This is a genomic window from Eubacterium sp. MSJ-33, from assembly GCF_022174665.1.
Lineage (GTDB): Bacteria > Bacillota > Clostridia > Lachnospirales > Lachnospiraceae > Coprococcus_C.
This window is the reverse complement of sequence record NZ_CP076562.1, coordinates 654361-669228: the sequence shown is the minus strand read 5'-3', so window position 1 is coordinate 669228 and position 14868 is coordinate 654361. Positions and strand designations below refer to the sequence as shown.

Genomic DNA, 14868 nt, shown 5'->3' with positions numbered 1-14868 from the left:
TATTATGGAGATGGAAGAATCACTCAGTGAATTAGAAACGCTGATTGGATATTCTTTTCAGGATAAAAAATATTTAGAAACAGCAATTACACATAAATCTTTTGTGAATGAAAAGATGATTGGACGATATATGTCCTATGAGCGATATGAGTTTTTAGGCGATGCGATTTTGGAGTTTATCGTCAGTAAATATTTGTTTGAACATTATCCGGACATGCCGGAGGGAGATCTTTCAAAGCTTCGTTCCAGTCTGGTATGTGAGTTTACATTGTCTAAGATTGCCCGGGATTTGAAACTCGGAGAACATGCGCGTTTTAGTAAGGGCGAACAGCAGACGGGTGGTGCAAACAGGGATTCTATCTTATGTGACTTGTTTGAATCTGTGTTGGGTGCAATCTATCTGGATGGAGGATTAAAACAGGCAGCAACTTATGTTAAAAACTTTTTGTTACAGGATATTGAACATAAACAGCGATTCCATGATGCAAAATCGAAGCTGCAGGAATATGTGCAGAAACATAAGCTGGATCTTACATATGAACTGCTGGCAGAAGAAGGACCGGATCACAATAAGCAATTTACGGTGCGTGTTGTCCTGAATGGAAAAGAAATGTCTCGTAAGGTGGCGCATTCAAAAAAAACAGCAGAGCAATATGCTGCATTTGAAACACTGGAAATGCTGCACCAGTCGACGAAAAAAAGGTAAGGTAATGTATGTATTTAAAAAGTATAGAAATATATGGATTTAAGTCTTTTGCAAATAAGATAATATTTAAGTTTAATAATGGGATTACGGGCATTGTCGGACCAAATGGCTCGGGTAAGAGTAATGTTGGCGATGCTGTGCGCTGGGTGCTTGGTGAACAGAGTGCAAAGCAGCTGCGTGGTTCTAAGATGGAGGATGTTATTTTCTCCGGTACGGAGCTTCGGAAACCGCAGGGATCTGCGTATGTGGCAATTACACTCGATAACAGCGACCACAGCCTGCCGATAGATTATAATGAGGTAACAGTTGCAAGACGCGTGTATCGTTCCGGAGAGAGTGAGTACCTAATCAATGGAGTGGTCAGCCGTTTGAAGGATGTCAATTCGCTGTTCTTCGATACCGGTATCGGTAAAGAGGGATATTCGATTATCGGACAGGGACAGATTGAACGAATTTTGTCCGGTAAACCTGAGGAACGTCGGGAGTTGTTTGATGAGGCAGCCGGAATTGTAAAGTATAAGAAAAATAAGGCGGCCACTGAGAAGTCGCTGGAAAATGAACGGGCAAATCTCTCCCGTGTGAAGGACATTCTCGGGGAATTGGAAAAACAGGTCGGTCCATTGAAGGAGCAGTCGGAAACGGCGAGAAAATACCTGATTTTCAAGGACGAATTGAAAAAACTGGATATTAATGCGTTTCTTTTAGATGTTGATGACACACAGGTAAAGCTGGAATCTTACGAGGAGAAGCTTTCTGTCGTGGAAACCGATGCATCCAGATTGAAAGATGAGTTTGAGGCAGCGAAGGATGAATATGAACGCATTGAACAGCAGTTGGAATCCTACAATGAGAAGATTGATGCATCAAAAAACGAAATTCATGAGAAGAAGCTTAGCAATCAGCGGTTAGAAGGCGAGATGAATGTCATCAATCAACAGATTCTCTCATATCAGCAAAGCGATGCGGGACTTCAGGAACAGATTGAGAAAGAGACAAAGAATTTAGAAAAGCACAAAGCAGATCTAGCCGGGTTATACGAAGAAAAATCCCAGTTGGACGAGAAGCTTGACCATGCAGATGATGTGCTTGATGATGCAAAAAAACAGTATCACGATCTGGAACAGGGAATAGCAGCCAAGGAACAGGCGATTGAAACTGCAAAAAGTGATATTATAGAATATTTAAATGAAGGTGGTACATTAAAGGCTAAGGTTGGCAGATACGACACGATGCTCGAAAATATCAACCTTCGCAAGACGGAACTTAAGAAACGGCTGCTGGAATATACAAGTGAACAGGAAAAAGCAAAATCGGAGGAGATACAGCTTTCGTCCGGCATCAAAGAATTAGAAAGTGAATTGCACGAGAAAAACGGACAATTTGCATCTGTCCAGAATTTGATTGGCGATCACAGTCAGAAGCTGGAAGAAAATCGCAGGGGCGTTACGGAGACGAGCAACCGGATTGTCAGCCTGAAATCTAAGAAGGAAGCCTTGCGTAATCTGACAGAACGTTATGAAGGCTATGGAAACAGTATCCGACGTGTTATGGAACAGAAGGCGAAGAATCCGAAGATTGTCGGTGTTGTGGCAGATATTATACAGGTAGATAAGCGGTATGAGACGGCAATTGAGACAGCGCTTGGTGGAAGTATTCAGAATATTGTTACCGAAGATGATGTAACTGCCAAGAATATGATCGCGTATCTGAAGCAGAATCGGTATGGACGTGCGACGTTTCTTCCGATTCAGTCGATTGTGGATCGTTCCGGTGTCAACGGAGATATAAAGCGTGAGTCAGGGGTCATAGGTATCGCGTCGGAACTGGTTGGATATGATAAGAAATTCCAGTCTATTATTGGGCATTTGCTTGGACGAATTGTGGTTGTTGACAATATTGACCATGCAATGACACTTGCAAAAAAATATAAACAGAGTCTGCGTATTGTAACACTGGAGGGAGAACTGATCAATCCGGGCGGTGCACTGACGGGTGGAGCATTTAAAAATTCATCGAATCTGCTTGGACGAAAGAGGGAACTTGAAGAAATCGATGAACAGATCGAGAATCTTTCAGTGCAGTTAGAGGAACATAAAAAGCAGATCACATTTTTGACGGAAGACCGGGAAAAACAAAAGAAAATTCGAGATGCGTTAAATACTGGAATTCAGAATATGAATATTCGTATGAATACATATACGCTGAATCTTGAACAGGTACAGGAAAAGCTTGCCGAGGTAGAACGTGGATTTGGAAGTATTAACCGGGAGAATAGTGAGCTTGCAGCGCAAATTGATGAGATCAATGCAAATAAGCAGGAGTTAAAGGATAACAATCAGAAACAGGAGGAAGCCATTCACGAACTGGAAGCAGAGATTGCAAAGCTTGAGCAGGCAGTGATCGAGGAAAAAGGCAAACTGCAGGGCGCTTCAGATTTGATTAACAAGTTGAATCTGGAGTTCAATACTGTACAGCAGCAATACGAGTTCCTGATGCAGAATATTCACCGTATCAAAACAGAGGAGCAGGCTGCAAAGGAAAATCTGCAGACGCTCAATCTGAAGCGGAATAATGGTAACGAAGAGGTTACGACGCTCACGAATCGGACAGACATCTTAAAACAGCAGTTTGATGAAAACATTCGTATGATTGCAATCAAGGAGAAGAAGCTGGAAGAACTCATTTCCGGTAAAGATGCTTTGAACGAGAGTCACAAAGAATTCTTCCATAAACGTGAGGAATTGTCGGAGCAGATTAACGGATTGGACAAATCGGCATTCAAAATCAATGCGTCGATTGAGAAGCTGTCCGAACAGGCAGAAAACCTGAATAATTATATGTGGGAAGAATATGAGCTGACCTATAATCTGGCACTTGACTATAAGGATGCCGGATTCAACGATATCTCATCACTCAAGCGGGAGATTTCCGCGGTGAAGAATAAAATCAAACAGCTCGGTGATGTCAATGTCAATGCCATAGAAGATTATAAGCAGGTATCCGAGCGATATGAGTTCTTAAAAGGACAGCATGACGACATCTGTAAGGCAGAGGCAAATCTGGTAAATATCATTGCAGAGCTTGACCGTGCAATGCGGGAACAGTTTGCAGAGAAATTCAAGGAGATCCGCGTGATGTTCTCGAAGGTATTCAAGGAGCTGTTCGGAGGTGGTAAGGCTGATCTCGAACTTGTAGATGAGGAAGATCTTCTGGAGACAGGAATCAAAATCATCGCACAGCCGCCGGGGAAAAAACTACAGAATATGATGCAGCTTTCCGGTGGGGAGAAGAGTTTGACAGCGATTTCGCTGCTCTTTGCAATTCAGAGCTTAAAACCATCTCCGTTCTGCCTTCTGGATGAGATTGAGGCGGCACTTGATGATTCAAATGTCAAGCGATTTGCCAAATATCTGTCCAAACTGACGAAGGATACACAGTTTATTGTTATTACACACCGTAAAGGTACGATGGAAGCGGCGGATATTCTGTACGGTATTACAATGCAGGAAAAGGGCGTTTCGACACTCGTATCGGTAAATATGATAGAAAATGAATTGGATGATTAAGGAGGTGTAAGATATGGGTTGGTTTACCAAGAAGAAAAAAGGGGAAACTACAGAAGAGGAACAGGTATTACAGATACAGGAAGCTGTTGCAGAGGAACGCACAGACACAGAAGAAATGCAGGCTACGGAAGAAACTGAAATATCTGTGGAGGCGATAAGCTCGGAAAGCCAGACAACGATACCGGAAGAGGCTCCGATTCCACAAAAGAAAGGTTTCTTTACACGTTTGAAAGAAGGACTTACGAAGACTCGTAACAGTATCTCTGACAGCTTCAATAACCTGTTTAAGGCGAGTGAGCTTGATGATGATTTCTATGATGAACTCGAAGAGACACTGGTGATGTCCGATATGGGCTATGAGACAACAGAGCGGATCGTCGAGGATCTGAAGGCACGTGTCAAGGAAGAACACATCAAGGAAGCACAGGCATGCCGCGACCTGGTAATCAACATTATAAGAGATCAGATGCAGGTTGATGAGACGGCATATGATTTTGAAAACAAAAAAACGGTTGTACTTGTAATTGGTGTTAATGGTGTTGGAAAGACGACATCCATTGGAAAGTTGGCGGCTCAGTATAAGGCACGTGGCAAGAAGGTGCTGATGGCGGCGGCAGATACATTCCGAGCAGCGGCAATTGATCAATTAAAGACGTGGGCAAATCGTGCCGGTGTAGATATTATTGCACAAAATGAAGGTGCAGATCCATCGGCAGTGGTCTATGATGCAGTTGCAGCAGCTAAGAGCAGAAATACAGATATTTTGCTGATTGATACAGCCGGACGTCTGCACAACAAGAAGAATTTGATGGATGAACTTGCGAAGATGCGCCGTATCATCACGAGGGAATATCCGGAAGCAAATGTAGAATCTTTAATCGTATTAGATGGTACAACCGGACAGAATGCATTGGAACAGGCAAGACAATTTAGTTCAGTGACCGAGATTAATGGTATTATTATTACGAAACTGGACGGAACCGCAAAGGGTGGTATTGCAATTGCAATTCAGTCTGAACTTAATGTTCCGGTTAAATACATTGGTATCGGTGAGCAGATTGATGATCTTCAGAAGTTTGATCCGAACAGCTATGTGAATGCGTTGTTTGCAGATTTTGATATGCGTTCGGATGTAGAGATTCTCGTGGATGAGAATATAGAGAGTATTCCGAAGGACGATGATTTATTTGATGTGAAATAAGTTTGATTGGATATTTTAAGAAGAAACACACAGGAAAGAAGGATAAAAAATGGCAGAAAAAACTCAGGCAGAACAGAAACTGACACTCGGGAAATTCGAGCAGGCATATGAGATTGTGAAGAAAGTGACGAAACCGACCGGGCTGATTGAGAGTGAATTTTTCTCACAATCTTGCGGTAATAAAGTATATTTGAAGCCGGAGAATATGCAGGTGACAGGAGCTTATAAGATTCGTGGTGCATATTATAAGATTAGTACGTTGTCCGATGCAGACCGTAAGAAAGGCCTTATCACTGCATCCGCAGGAAACCATGCACAGGGGGTTGCGTATGCTGCAAAGGCATATGGCGTGAAAGCAACGATTGTTATGCCTACGTCCACACCACTTATCAAGGTAAACCGTACGAAGTCATATGGCGCTGAGGTAGTATTGTATGGAGATGTCTATGACGATGCCTGTCAGTATGCATTGAAGCTTGCAGAAGAAAAAGGATATACATTTATTCATCCGTTTGATGATTTGGATGTTGCAACCGGACAGAGTACCGTAGCAATGGAAATCTTAAAGGATCTTCCGTTTGTAGACATTATATTAGTGCCGGTTGGTGGTGGCGGACTTGCAACAGGTGTATCAACACTTGCTAAGATGCTCAATCCAAACATCAAGGTAATAGGTGTGGAGCCTGCAGGAGCAGCTTGTCTTAAAGCATCCCTTGCAAATGATAAAGTAACAACATTGCCAAAGGTTGATACGATTGCAGACGGTACCGCTGTAAAGACACCGGGAACAAAGATTTTCCCATATCTGAAGGAAAATCTCGATGATATTATTACGGTAGAGGACAGTGAATTGATTGTATCATTCCTGGATATGTTAGAGAATCATAAGATGCTTGTTGAAAACAGTGGTCTGCTTACGGTTGCAGCGCTGAAACACCTTGAACCGAAGGGACAGAAGGTTGTCAGCATCTTAAGTGGTGGTAATATGGATGTGATTACATTCTCCTCTGTTGTACAGCATGGTCTGATCGCGAGAAGCCGTATCTTTACCGTATCTGTATTACTTCCGGATAAGCCGGGTGAACTGCAGCGTGTCGCAGGTGTGATTGCCGGAGAAAATGGAAATATCATCAAGTTGGAACACAATCAGTTTGTAACAATCAATCGTAATTCCGCTGTGGAACTTGTAATTACGATTGAAGCGTTTGGACCGGAACACAAGGAACAGATTCTGCGTGTACTTTCGGATCAGGGATATCGTCCAATTGAGAAGAAACCGAAGGCGATATTCTAAGATGAGGCACATATATATGGCGGTAGACCTAGGTTCTACCATGGTTGACAGCTGCCTGATCGATGCTGAGGATAAAGGTGTGCTTGCGCAGCGAAGCATAAAAAATCCACAGCGTTTATATGGCAGCGATGTGATAAATCGAATACTGACAGTAAAAAGAGATATTGATTATCTGATGAAGATGCGCGAACAGGCAGTATCCGCAATTGTGGAACTGTTACAGGAAATGCTTGCTGATTTAAAGAAAAAGGTAGAGCATACAGAGCAGGAACATGAGCTTGTAAAGCTTGATGCAGCAGCAATTACCGGAAATACAACTATGATCAGTATTTTGCTTGGTTATGATATTTCAGATATGGGTGAAGCTCCGTTTCCGACAATCTTACATGGCAGTGTAATCATGCCGGGGCAGGAATTGTTTAAGGATGCGCGGATGGCAGAGATAGAGGAAGAATATCCGGAGTTCTTAGAAGAAGATTGTAATGTATTTCTGGCCGGCTGCAGTAGTGCTTTCTTAGGCGGAGATGTGATTGCCGGTTTGATGCATATCGAGAAGAACTGGAATAAAGATGTGCCACAACGATATCTGCTTTTAGATCTTGGTACAAATGGTGAGATGGTCTTAAAGGACGGTGAACGGTATCTGGCGACAAGTACTGCGTGTGGTCCGGCATTCGAGGGATGTGCAAGAAAGCAGCATGCTTATGGAAACAGTCTGCTTGAAGCAATCGCGCTTGGCAGACGGTTGGAGAAGATTCATGCAAACGGAACACTGGCAGAAGAGTTTCTGGATAGTGGTATTGTGATTCATGGAATCAGCATTAATTCGGAAATATTGCAGTCTATTATGCTTGCAAAAGCGGCAGTATATGCCGGAATCAAGTGCCTGTTAAGGACAGCAGGGCTTCATGCAAAGGATGTTGATACGGTATATATTGCCGGAGGGTTCGGATTTTACCTGAATGCACGGGATGCTATTGATCTTGGTATGATGCCACAAGACTTTATGGATAAAATGGAAGTGGTTGGAAATACATCACTGGCAGGAGCTGTGGATCTTCTGGTGCATGGACCATTAAGCCATGATTTTGAAGAATATCGGGAAAAAATTCAGGTGATTGACCTGACACAAGTGGAAGGATTTCAGGATAATTTGATTGATGCCTGCAGCTTCGTCCGTCTTACATAAATGAAATGGGAGATTGCCGATGGAACAACGTGGATTAAAAATAAAGTTGGTTGATATGTTTTATGATATGGTAACGACAAAAAAGTCGAATCTGCCAATCTATCATGGAAATGATAACAAGCATTTTGTGCCTGCTTATACAGCAGAAAACAAAAAAGTCTGCAATCCACTTGCTGCAAATATCAATCTGCCGAAAGTACATGCTTTTATTTGTTCTCTTGCAGAGGACAAAAAGGTAGGACTTGCCGGAATCGCAATTTTGAAGGATGGAAAGCTTGTGGCGGAGCATTATGTACCGCCTTATGGTGCAGGATACCGGCATGTATCATTTTCTATGTGCAAATCGGTGACATCCATGGCAGTCGGACTTGCGATGGAAGAAGGACTTTTGTCGCTGGATGAGAAGCTGGTGGATATCTTCCCGGAGTACACCGGACTTTTCACGAAGAAGGCAATGAAGGAAGTCACGGTGAAGCATCTGCTTACAATGACTGCCGGCGTAAAATTCGATGAGGTAAGCTCGTATTTTGCGGAGGACTGGCGCAAGGCATTTATCGGCAGTGATGTAAGCTTTGCACCGGGGACAGATTTTACGTATAATAGCTTAAATACCTATATGCTTGCTGCAATCGTGACGAGACGGGCGGGATGTTCCATGCTTGCCTATTTGAAATCCCGTCTGCTTCGTCCGCTCGGCATCCATAATATCACATGGGACTGTTGCCCGAAGGGCATCGAACGCGGTGGCTGGGGCATGAAACTTTCCCTGCAGGATATGGTAAAACTTGGTGAATTATATTTAAATAATGGAGCCATCATCCGGGATGGAAAGCGCATCCAGCTTTTAAGCAAGGCATGGATCCGAGAATCGACACAGACGCATGTGGAGTTTGAAGATACAACGCTTACCAAGGGATACGGTTATCAAATCTGGTGCTTAAAAGATGGTGCATGGCTGTTCAATGGTGTATTTGGACAGAATGTCTACATTAATCAGAAAAAAAATCTGGTGATTGCTTGTACCGCAGGTGGCTATGAAGTATTTCCGGAGGGACATCTGATTTCGAGAATCTGTAAATTTGTAGCAGAGGAAGAGACCTTTATCCGTAAACCATTTGCTGCAATTGGAGATACAGTTCAAAACTATATTGCAGAAAAACGGTATCAAAAGAATGCAAAGCAGCTTGATCCGGCGTATGCAGCCTATATAGAACGTGTGGTAAAGCCATATACAGGCAGAACCTACGATGTGACCGATTATGCATCAAGTATCCTGCCAAATGCGAATCAGATGTTTTATTCTCTGTATATGACAGGCATCGAGCAGCTGGGCATCTCGTACAAAAAGGAATACCTGGTACTGCATGTGCGGGATGGAAAAAAGGTGTATCATATCCGCGTCGGGTATCTGTCGGCACATCCATATATCTATCAGATCTTAGATATCGGTGGAAAGAAACTTCCGGTTGCAGCGGGCTGTGAGCTGATGGATCGAACGGAGAAAGGATTTGGATTGAAGATCCGCATCATTTATCTCGAGGAGGTTGCAAACAAGGTGATCGATCTGCGGTTTGAAGGAGATAAGGTAAAGATCCGGGCAGTCGGTACGCCGAACCTTGTGAAGTTTATGGAGAAATTGTTTGGGGAAGTGATGATGCAGCGCACAAAGAAGCTGGGACGGTGGAAGGATTCTGCATTTCTAAAAGAAAAAATGAAGAAAGTGTTATTCCCGGAGAGTGAGGGAATCGCGAGATAAACTATGAAGATGATGACAATTGCCAGTGGGAGCAGTGGAAACTGCACATACGTTGGCAGTGAAAATACAGGGATATTAGTTGATGTCGGTGTCAGCAAGAAGAAAATATCAGATGCGCTACAGGATGTAGACCGGACGTTTACAGACATTAAAGGTATCGTGATTACACATGAACATATTGACCATATACGCGGCCTCGGTGTAATATCAAGAGCATATGGTATTCCGATTTATGCGACAGAAGCGACAATAGAGGAAATCAAATACACGACAAGTCTTGGAACACTTGATTATGAATTGTTTCACAGTATTAAACCGGACGAACCATTTATGGTTGGAAATATTGAAGTCCGGGCACACAGCACATGGCACGATGCAGCCGATCCGGTTTGCTATAGTCTGTTATGTGGGGAAAAGAAGATTGTTGTCGCAACTGATATGGGTGGTTATGATGGCTATATGGTACAGGCACTCAAAGATGCTGATGCACTTTTAGTGGAGGCCAATCATGATATCCGCATGCTGCAGGTAGGACCGTATCCGTATTCGACTAAGCAGCGAATTCTAAGCAGTTATGGACATTTGTGTAACGAAGCGGGAGGAAAACTGATCCGCGCAGTGCTCAATGATCATATAAAAACTATTTTTCTTGGACATTTGTCAAAGGAAAATAACTTGCCGGAGCTTGCCTACGCGGCAGTTGCGGCGGAGTTAGAAGGAAACCCGTTCACAGATGATGTGAGGGATTTTCATTTGCAGGTGGCAAACAGAGATACACACAGTGCGCTGCTTGATATTTAAGTATATTTTAAATACACGGAGGAAGAGTAAGATGAAGAAAACAATTATCACGGTAGTAGGAAAAGACAGAGTCGGTATTATTGCAAAAGTGTGTGTATACCTTGCCGAGAACAATATCAATATCCTGGATATTGCCCAGACAATCGTAGATGGCTATTTCAACATGATGATGGTTGTAAACGCAGAGGCTGCATCCAAAGACCATGACCAGATTGCGGAGGATCTTGCTGGTATCGGAGGAGAACTTGGTGTGCAGATTAAGGCACAGCAGGAAGAAATCTTTGACATGATGCACAGACTGTAATTGGATGGAGGAAAGCAAATGATTAGCATAAATGAAGTAATTGAAACCAATGCAATGATCTCCCGGATGAATCTTGATGTCCGTACGATCACGATGGGTATCAGCCTGCTTGACTGCGTGGGTGGTACGCTTAAGGAAACCTGTGATAATATCTATAATAAAATTACAACAAAGGCAAAGGATCTGGTTTATACAGGAGAAGAGATTTCCAAGAAATATGGTATACCTATCGTAAATAAGCGTATATCTGTTACACCAATCGCACTGGTAGGTGGCAGTGTCTGCAAGACAAGTGATGATTTCGTTGAGATTGCAAAGACACTCGATCGTGCGGCAGATAAGGTGGGTGTTAATTTTATCGGTGGATATTCAGCCCTTGTTTCAAAGAGTATGACAAAGGCAGATGAACTTTTGATCCGTTCCATTCCAAAGGCACTTGCCAAGACCGGGAAGGTTTGTTCTTCCGTCAATACCGGTTCCACAAAGACCGGTATTAATATGGATGCAGTCAAGCTGATCGGTGAAATTGTATTGGAGACAGCAGAGCTTACGAAGGATCAGGATTCCATCGGTTGTGCAAAGTTTGTTGTATTCTGTAATGCACCGGATGACAACCCATTTATGGCAGGTGCATTCCATGGTGTTACAGAGGCGGATTGCATCATTAACGTCGGTGTTAGCGGCCCGGGTGTTGTAAAGGCAGCACTTGAGGCAGTGCGCGGTGAGAATTTCGAGGTGCTCTGTGAGACAATCAAGAAGACTGCATTTAAGATCACAAGAGTTGGACAGCTTGTAGCGAAGGAAGCATCTGCAAGACTGGGTGTTCCGTTTGGTATTATCGATCTTTCCCTTGCTCCAACACCTGCAGTCGGTGATAGTGTTGGTGAGATCTTAGAGGAGATTGGCTTGGAATTTTCCGGTGCACCCGGTACGACAGCGGCACTTGCCATGCTGAACGATCAGGTAAAGAAGGGCGGCGTCATGGCATCTTCCTATGTCGGTGGACTTTCCGGCGCGTTTATTCCGGTCAGCGAGGATCAGCGTATGATTGATGCGGTAGAGGCAGGAGCACTTACAATCGAGAAGCTTGAGGCAATGACCTGTGTCTGCTCTGTAGGCCTGGATATGCTTGCAATCCCCGGTGATACAAAGGCGACGACAATTTCCGGTATTATCGCAGATGAGATGGCACTTGGCATGGTAAATCAGAAGACAACGGCTGTCCGTATTATCCCGGTAATCGGAAAGACGGTTGGTGATAAGGCAGAGTTTGGTGGATTGCTCGGCTATGCCCCAATCATGCCGGTAAACCAGTATTCCTGCGATGCATTTATCAATCGTGGCGGAAGAATCCCGGCACCAATCCACAGCTTTAAGAACTAATATTAATAATAAAGGTCAGATTGAATGGAACAAAGATTAGCACTTCCGGAACGGGTTTTGATGCAGATTGAAAAGCCGGCCCGTTATATCGGAAATGAAGTAAATATGGTTCGTAAGAACTTAGGTGATGTAGATGTCCGGATTGCCATGTGCTTTCCGGATGTCTATGAGATTGGCATGTCGTATCTTGGGATTCAGATCTTATATGACATGTTTAACCGCAGAAAGGACGTGTATTGCGAGCGTGTGTACAGCCCGTGGCCGGACTTGGATGCGATTATGCGGAAAGAACAGATTCCGCTTTTTTCTTTGGAGACCCAGACGACAATCTCAGAGTTTGACTGGCTTGCAATCACAATCCAGTATGAGATGTGTTATACGAATATATTACAGGTGATTGACTTATCCGGTATCCCGCTGCTTGCGAAGGAGCGTACGAAGGAGCATCCGATCGTGATCGGTGGTGGACCATGTACGGTGAATCCGGAGCCAATGGCAGATTTCTTTGATATCTTCTATATCGGAGAGGGTGAGACAAGCTATGATGCATTGCTTGATTTGTACAAACAATACAAGCACTCGGATATGAGCCGGGAAGATTTCTTAAGGAAAGCATCTTCGATTCCTGGTATTTATGTGCCGTCCATGTACGAGGTTTCGTATCAGGAAGATGGAACCATCAGGCAGGTTGTACCGAAATATGAGGATGTACCGGCGAAGGTAAAGCGTCAGGTTGTTGTTGATTTTGAAAACGTATCATATCCGATGAAGCCGGTTGTGCCGTATATCCGCGCAACCCAGGATCGTGTCTGCTTAGAAATCATGCGTGGCTGTATCCGTGGCTGCAGGTTCTGTCAGGCGGGAATGATCTATCGTCCGACGCGGCAGAAGAATGTGGAGATGCTTAAAGCATATGCTCGTACGATGCTCGATAATACCGGTTACGAGGAGATTTCGTTAAGCTCGCTCAGTTCCAGTGATTACGAGGATCTCGATGTGTTGCTGAATTATCTGATTACACTGCGTGATACGGATCATGTAAATGTGTCGCTGCCATCACTTCGTATTGATGCTTTTTCTCTTGATGTTATGAGCAAGGTGCAGGATATTAAGAAGTCTTCCCTGACATTTGCATCTGAAGCCGGAACTCAGAGGCTGCGTGATGTCATCAATAAAGGAATCACAGACGAGAATCTGCTCGAGGGAAGCAGACAGGCGTTTCTTGGCGGCTGGGATAAGGTGAAACTTTATTTCATGCTCGGACTTCCAACCGAGACGGACGAGGATCTGTATGGAATTGCAGATCTGGCAGAGCGCATCTCTGAGGTGTATTTTGACAATGTACCGAAGGAAAAGAGAAACGGACGGGTCATGATTAATGCATCGGCATCGTATTTTGTGCCGAAGCCATTTACACCGTTCCAATGGGCACCGATGATCCTGCCGGACGAATTTACACGCCGGGCAAGATATGTGAAGGATTCCTTCCGGGCGCAGCGCAACCAGAAGAGTCTGAAGTTTTCATATCACGATGCTGGAATCTCGATATTAGAGGGTGTGCTCGCTAGAGGTGACCGAAGGCTGGGTGCGGCAATCTTAGATGTGTATGAACAAGGTGGCATCTTCGATGCATGGACAGAGTATTTTGATATGCAGCGGTATGAGAATGCATTTGCAAACCATCATGTTGATATTGAATTTTATACAGCAAGAAAAAGACCGGATGATGAAGTGTTCCCATGGGAACATTTGGATGTCGGGGTAAGCCGTCGGTTCCTGTTACAGGAGTGGCATAAGGCACAGGAAGGAAAGACAACCGGAAACTGCCGCATGCAGTGTTCAGGCTGTGGTTCTGCCACATATGGAGGAGGTGTCTGCTTTGAAGCTAAGAATTAAATACACGAAGCTTGGAAGTCTCCGGTTTATCGGACATCTCGATATTATGCGTTTTTTTCAGAAGGCAATCCGGCGTGCAAAACTGGATGTCTCATATTCCAAAGGATTTTCGCCTCACCAGATGATCTCCTTTGCGGCACCGATGCCGCTCGGTATGACATCGGATGGTGAGTATTTTGATGGAGAGTTTGAAAGTGTGACAACAACCGAAGATATGATGGCACGTCTGAATGCAACGATGCCGCCGGAGATTCAGGTGTTAGATATCATCGAGCTTCCGGACAATGCGAAGCCGTCGATGGCAATCGTGACTGCGTCTGATTATTATATCTACAAAAACGATGAATGTGAGAATGATACGATGCCGCAGCTTATGCAGGCATTGCCTGCATTTGCGGGAAAAGAGAAGGTTGAGATTATTAAAAAGACAAAGTCCAAAGAGGAACTGACGGATATCCGCCCCCTCATCTATGAAATCAAAGAATATAAGGATGGCATCTATATGCTGCTTGCATCCGGAAGTAAGGATAACTTAAAGCCGGAGCTTGTCGTAGAGGCAATATGTAACGAAGCAGATGTACCGTTTAACCGGTATGATTACCGGATTCATCGGCTGGAGACCTACATGGGTGAGAAAAAGAATTTACAGCCGCTTTCTGCAAGTGGAACAAGATTTTAATTGAAGTGCTGCATGATATAATGAAGCGTGCTGATGCACGCGCAGGTCATCACGCTGGCGCGTGGTGACATATGATGTAAGTATGCAGATAAG

Annotated in this window: 11 protein-coding genes; all 11 read left to right on the top strand. The window is 44.0% G+C overall.

Going from position 1 to position 14868, the window contains the following annotated elements; all coding sequences use genetic code 11:
• Window positions 1-4 precede the first annotated feature (4 nt).
• Genes rnc through KP625_RS03045 form a run of 11 tightly spaced genes read left to right on the top strand, consistent with a single transcriptional unit; the run spans window position 5 to window position 14775 of the window.
• Complete coding sequence (gene rnc, locus KP625_RS03095; RefSeq protein ID WP_370641405.1) at window positions 5-706, top strand: ribonuclease III; 702 nt, start codon at window positions 5-7, stop codon at window positions 704-706.
• Between the two features lie 8 nt (window positions 707-714).
• A complete protein-coding gene (smc, locus tag KP625_RS03090; protein WP_238299218.1) occupies window positions 715-4272 on the top strand; it encodes a chromosome segregation protein SMC in 3558 nt (1185 codons plus the stop codon).
• A gap of 13 nt (window positions 4273-4285) precedes the next feature.
• Complete coding sequence (gene ftsY, locus KP625_RS03085) at window positions 4286-5473, top strand: signal recognition particle-docking protein FtsY (RefSeq protein ID WP_370641404.1); 1188 nt, start codon at window positions 4286-4288, stop codon at window positions 5471-5473.
• A gap of 49 nt (window positions 5474-5522) precedes the next feature.
• Window positions 5523-6767, top strand: a complete 1245-nt coding sequence (gene ilvA / locus KP625_RS03080; protein WP_238299217.1) for a threonine ammonia-lyase — start codon at window positions 5523-5525, stop codon at window positions 6765-6767.
• A gap of 16 nt (window positions 6768-6783) precedes the next feature.
• Window positions 6784-7956: an ASKHA domain-containing protein gene (locus KP625_RS03075; RefSeq protein ID WP_238299216.1), complete on the top strand. Its 1173-nt coding sequence runs from the start codon at window positions 6784-6786 to the stop codon at window positions 7954-7956.
• Between the two features lie 19 nt (window positions 7957-7975).
• Window positions 7976-9712 carry a serine hydrolase domain-containing protein gene (locus KP625_RS03070; protein WP_238299215.1) on the top strand — a complete coding sequence of 579 codons (1737 nt, stop codon included), beginning with the start codon at window positions 7976-7978 and terminating at the stop codon, window positions 9710-9712.
• Between the two features lie 3 nt (window positions 9713-9715).
• On the top strand, window positions 9716-10513 hold the full coding sequence (locus KP625_RS03065) for an MBL fold metallo-hydrolase (protein ID WP_238299214.1): 798 nt from the start codon (window positions 9716-9718) through the stop codon (window positions 10511-10513).
• Window positions 10514-10544: 31 nt separating this feature from the next.
• Window positions 10545-10817: an ACT domain-containing protein gene (locus tag KP625_RS03060; RefSeq protein ID WP_238299213.1), complete on the top strand. Its 273-nt coding sequence runs from the start codon at window positions 10545-10547 to the stop codon at window positions 10815-10817.
• 18 nt (window positions 10818-10835) lie between these two features.
• Window positions 10836-12200, top strand: a complete 1365-nt coding sequence (locus KP625_RS03055) for a PFL family protein (protein ID WP_177983172.1) — start codon at window positions 10836-10838, stop codon at window positions 12198-12200.
• A 24-nt stretch (window positions 12201-12224) separates the two neighbouring features.
• The gene (locus KP625_RS03050; protein WP_238299212.1) at window positions 12225-14096 is read left to right on the top strand and encodes a TIGR03960 family B12-binding radical SAM protein; all 1872 of its coding nucleotides are present in this window, start codon (window positions 12225-12227) and stop codon (window positions 14094-14096) included.
• Entirely contained in the window at window positions 14071-14775 is a 705-nt protein-coding gene (locus KP625_RS03045; protein WP_238299900.1) for a TIGR03936 family radical SAM-associated protein, read from the top strand. Before KP625_RS03050 ends, KP625_RS03045 begins: the two co-directional genes overlap by 26 nt.
• The last annotated feature ends 93 nt before the right edge of the window (window positions 14776-14868 follow it).

Excerpts from the sequence above, each read along its gene's own strand:
- rnc (WP_370641405.1), top strand. The coding sequence starts at position 5 with ATGGAGATGGAAGAATCACTCAGTGAATTAGAAACGCTGATTGGATAT.
- smc (WP_238299218.1), top strand. The coding sequence starts at position 715 with ATGTATTTAAAAAGTATAGAAATATATGGATTTAAGTCTTTTGCAAAT.
- ftsY (WP_370641404.1), top strand. The coding sequence starts at position 4,286 with ATGGGTTGGTTTACCAAGAAGAAAAAAGGGGAAACTACAGAAGAGGAA.
- ilvA (WP_238299217.1), top strand. The coding sequence starts at position 5,523 with ATGGCAGAAAAAACTCAGGCAGAACAGAAACTGACACTCGGGAAATTC.
- KP625_RS03075 (WP_238299216.1), top strand. The coding sequence starts at position 6,784 with ATGGCGGTAGACCTAGGTTCTACCATGGTTGACAGCTGCCTGATCGAT.
- KP625_RS03070 (WP_238299215.1), top strand. The coding sequence starts at position 7,976 with ATGGAACAACGTGGATTAAAAATAAAGTTGGTTGATATGTTTTATGAT.
- KP625_RS03065 (WP_238299214.1), top strand. The coding sequence starts at position 9,716 with ATGAAGATGATGACAATTGCCAGTGGGAGCAGTGGAAACTGCACATAC.
- KP625_RS03060 (WP_238299213.1), top strand. The coding sequence starts at position 10,545 with ATGAAGAAAACAATTATCACGGTAGTAGGAAAAGACAGAGTCGGTATT.
- KP625_RS03055 (WP_177983172.1), top strand. The coding sequence starts at position 10,836 with ATGATTAGCATAAATGAAGTAATTGAAACCAATGCAATGATCTCCCGG.
- KP625_RS03050 (WP_238299212.1), top strand. The coding sequence starts at position 12,225 with ATGGAACAAAGATTAGCACTTCCGGAACGGGTTTTGATGCAGATTGAA.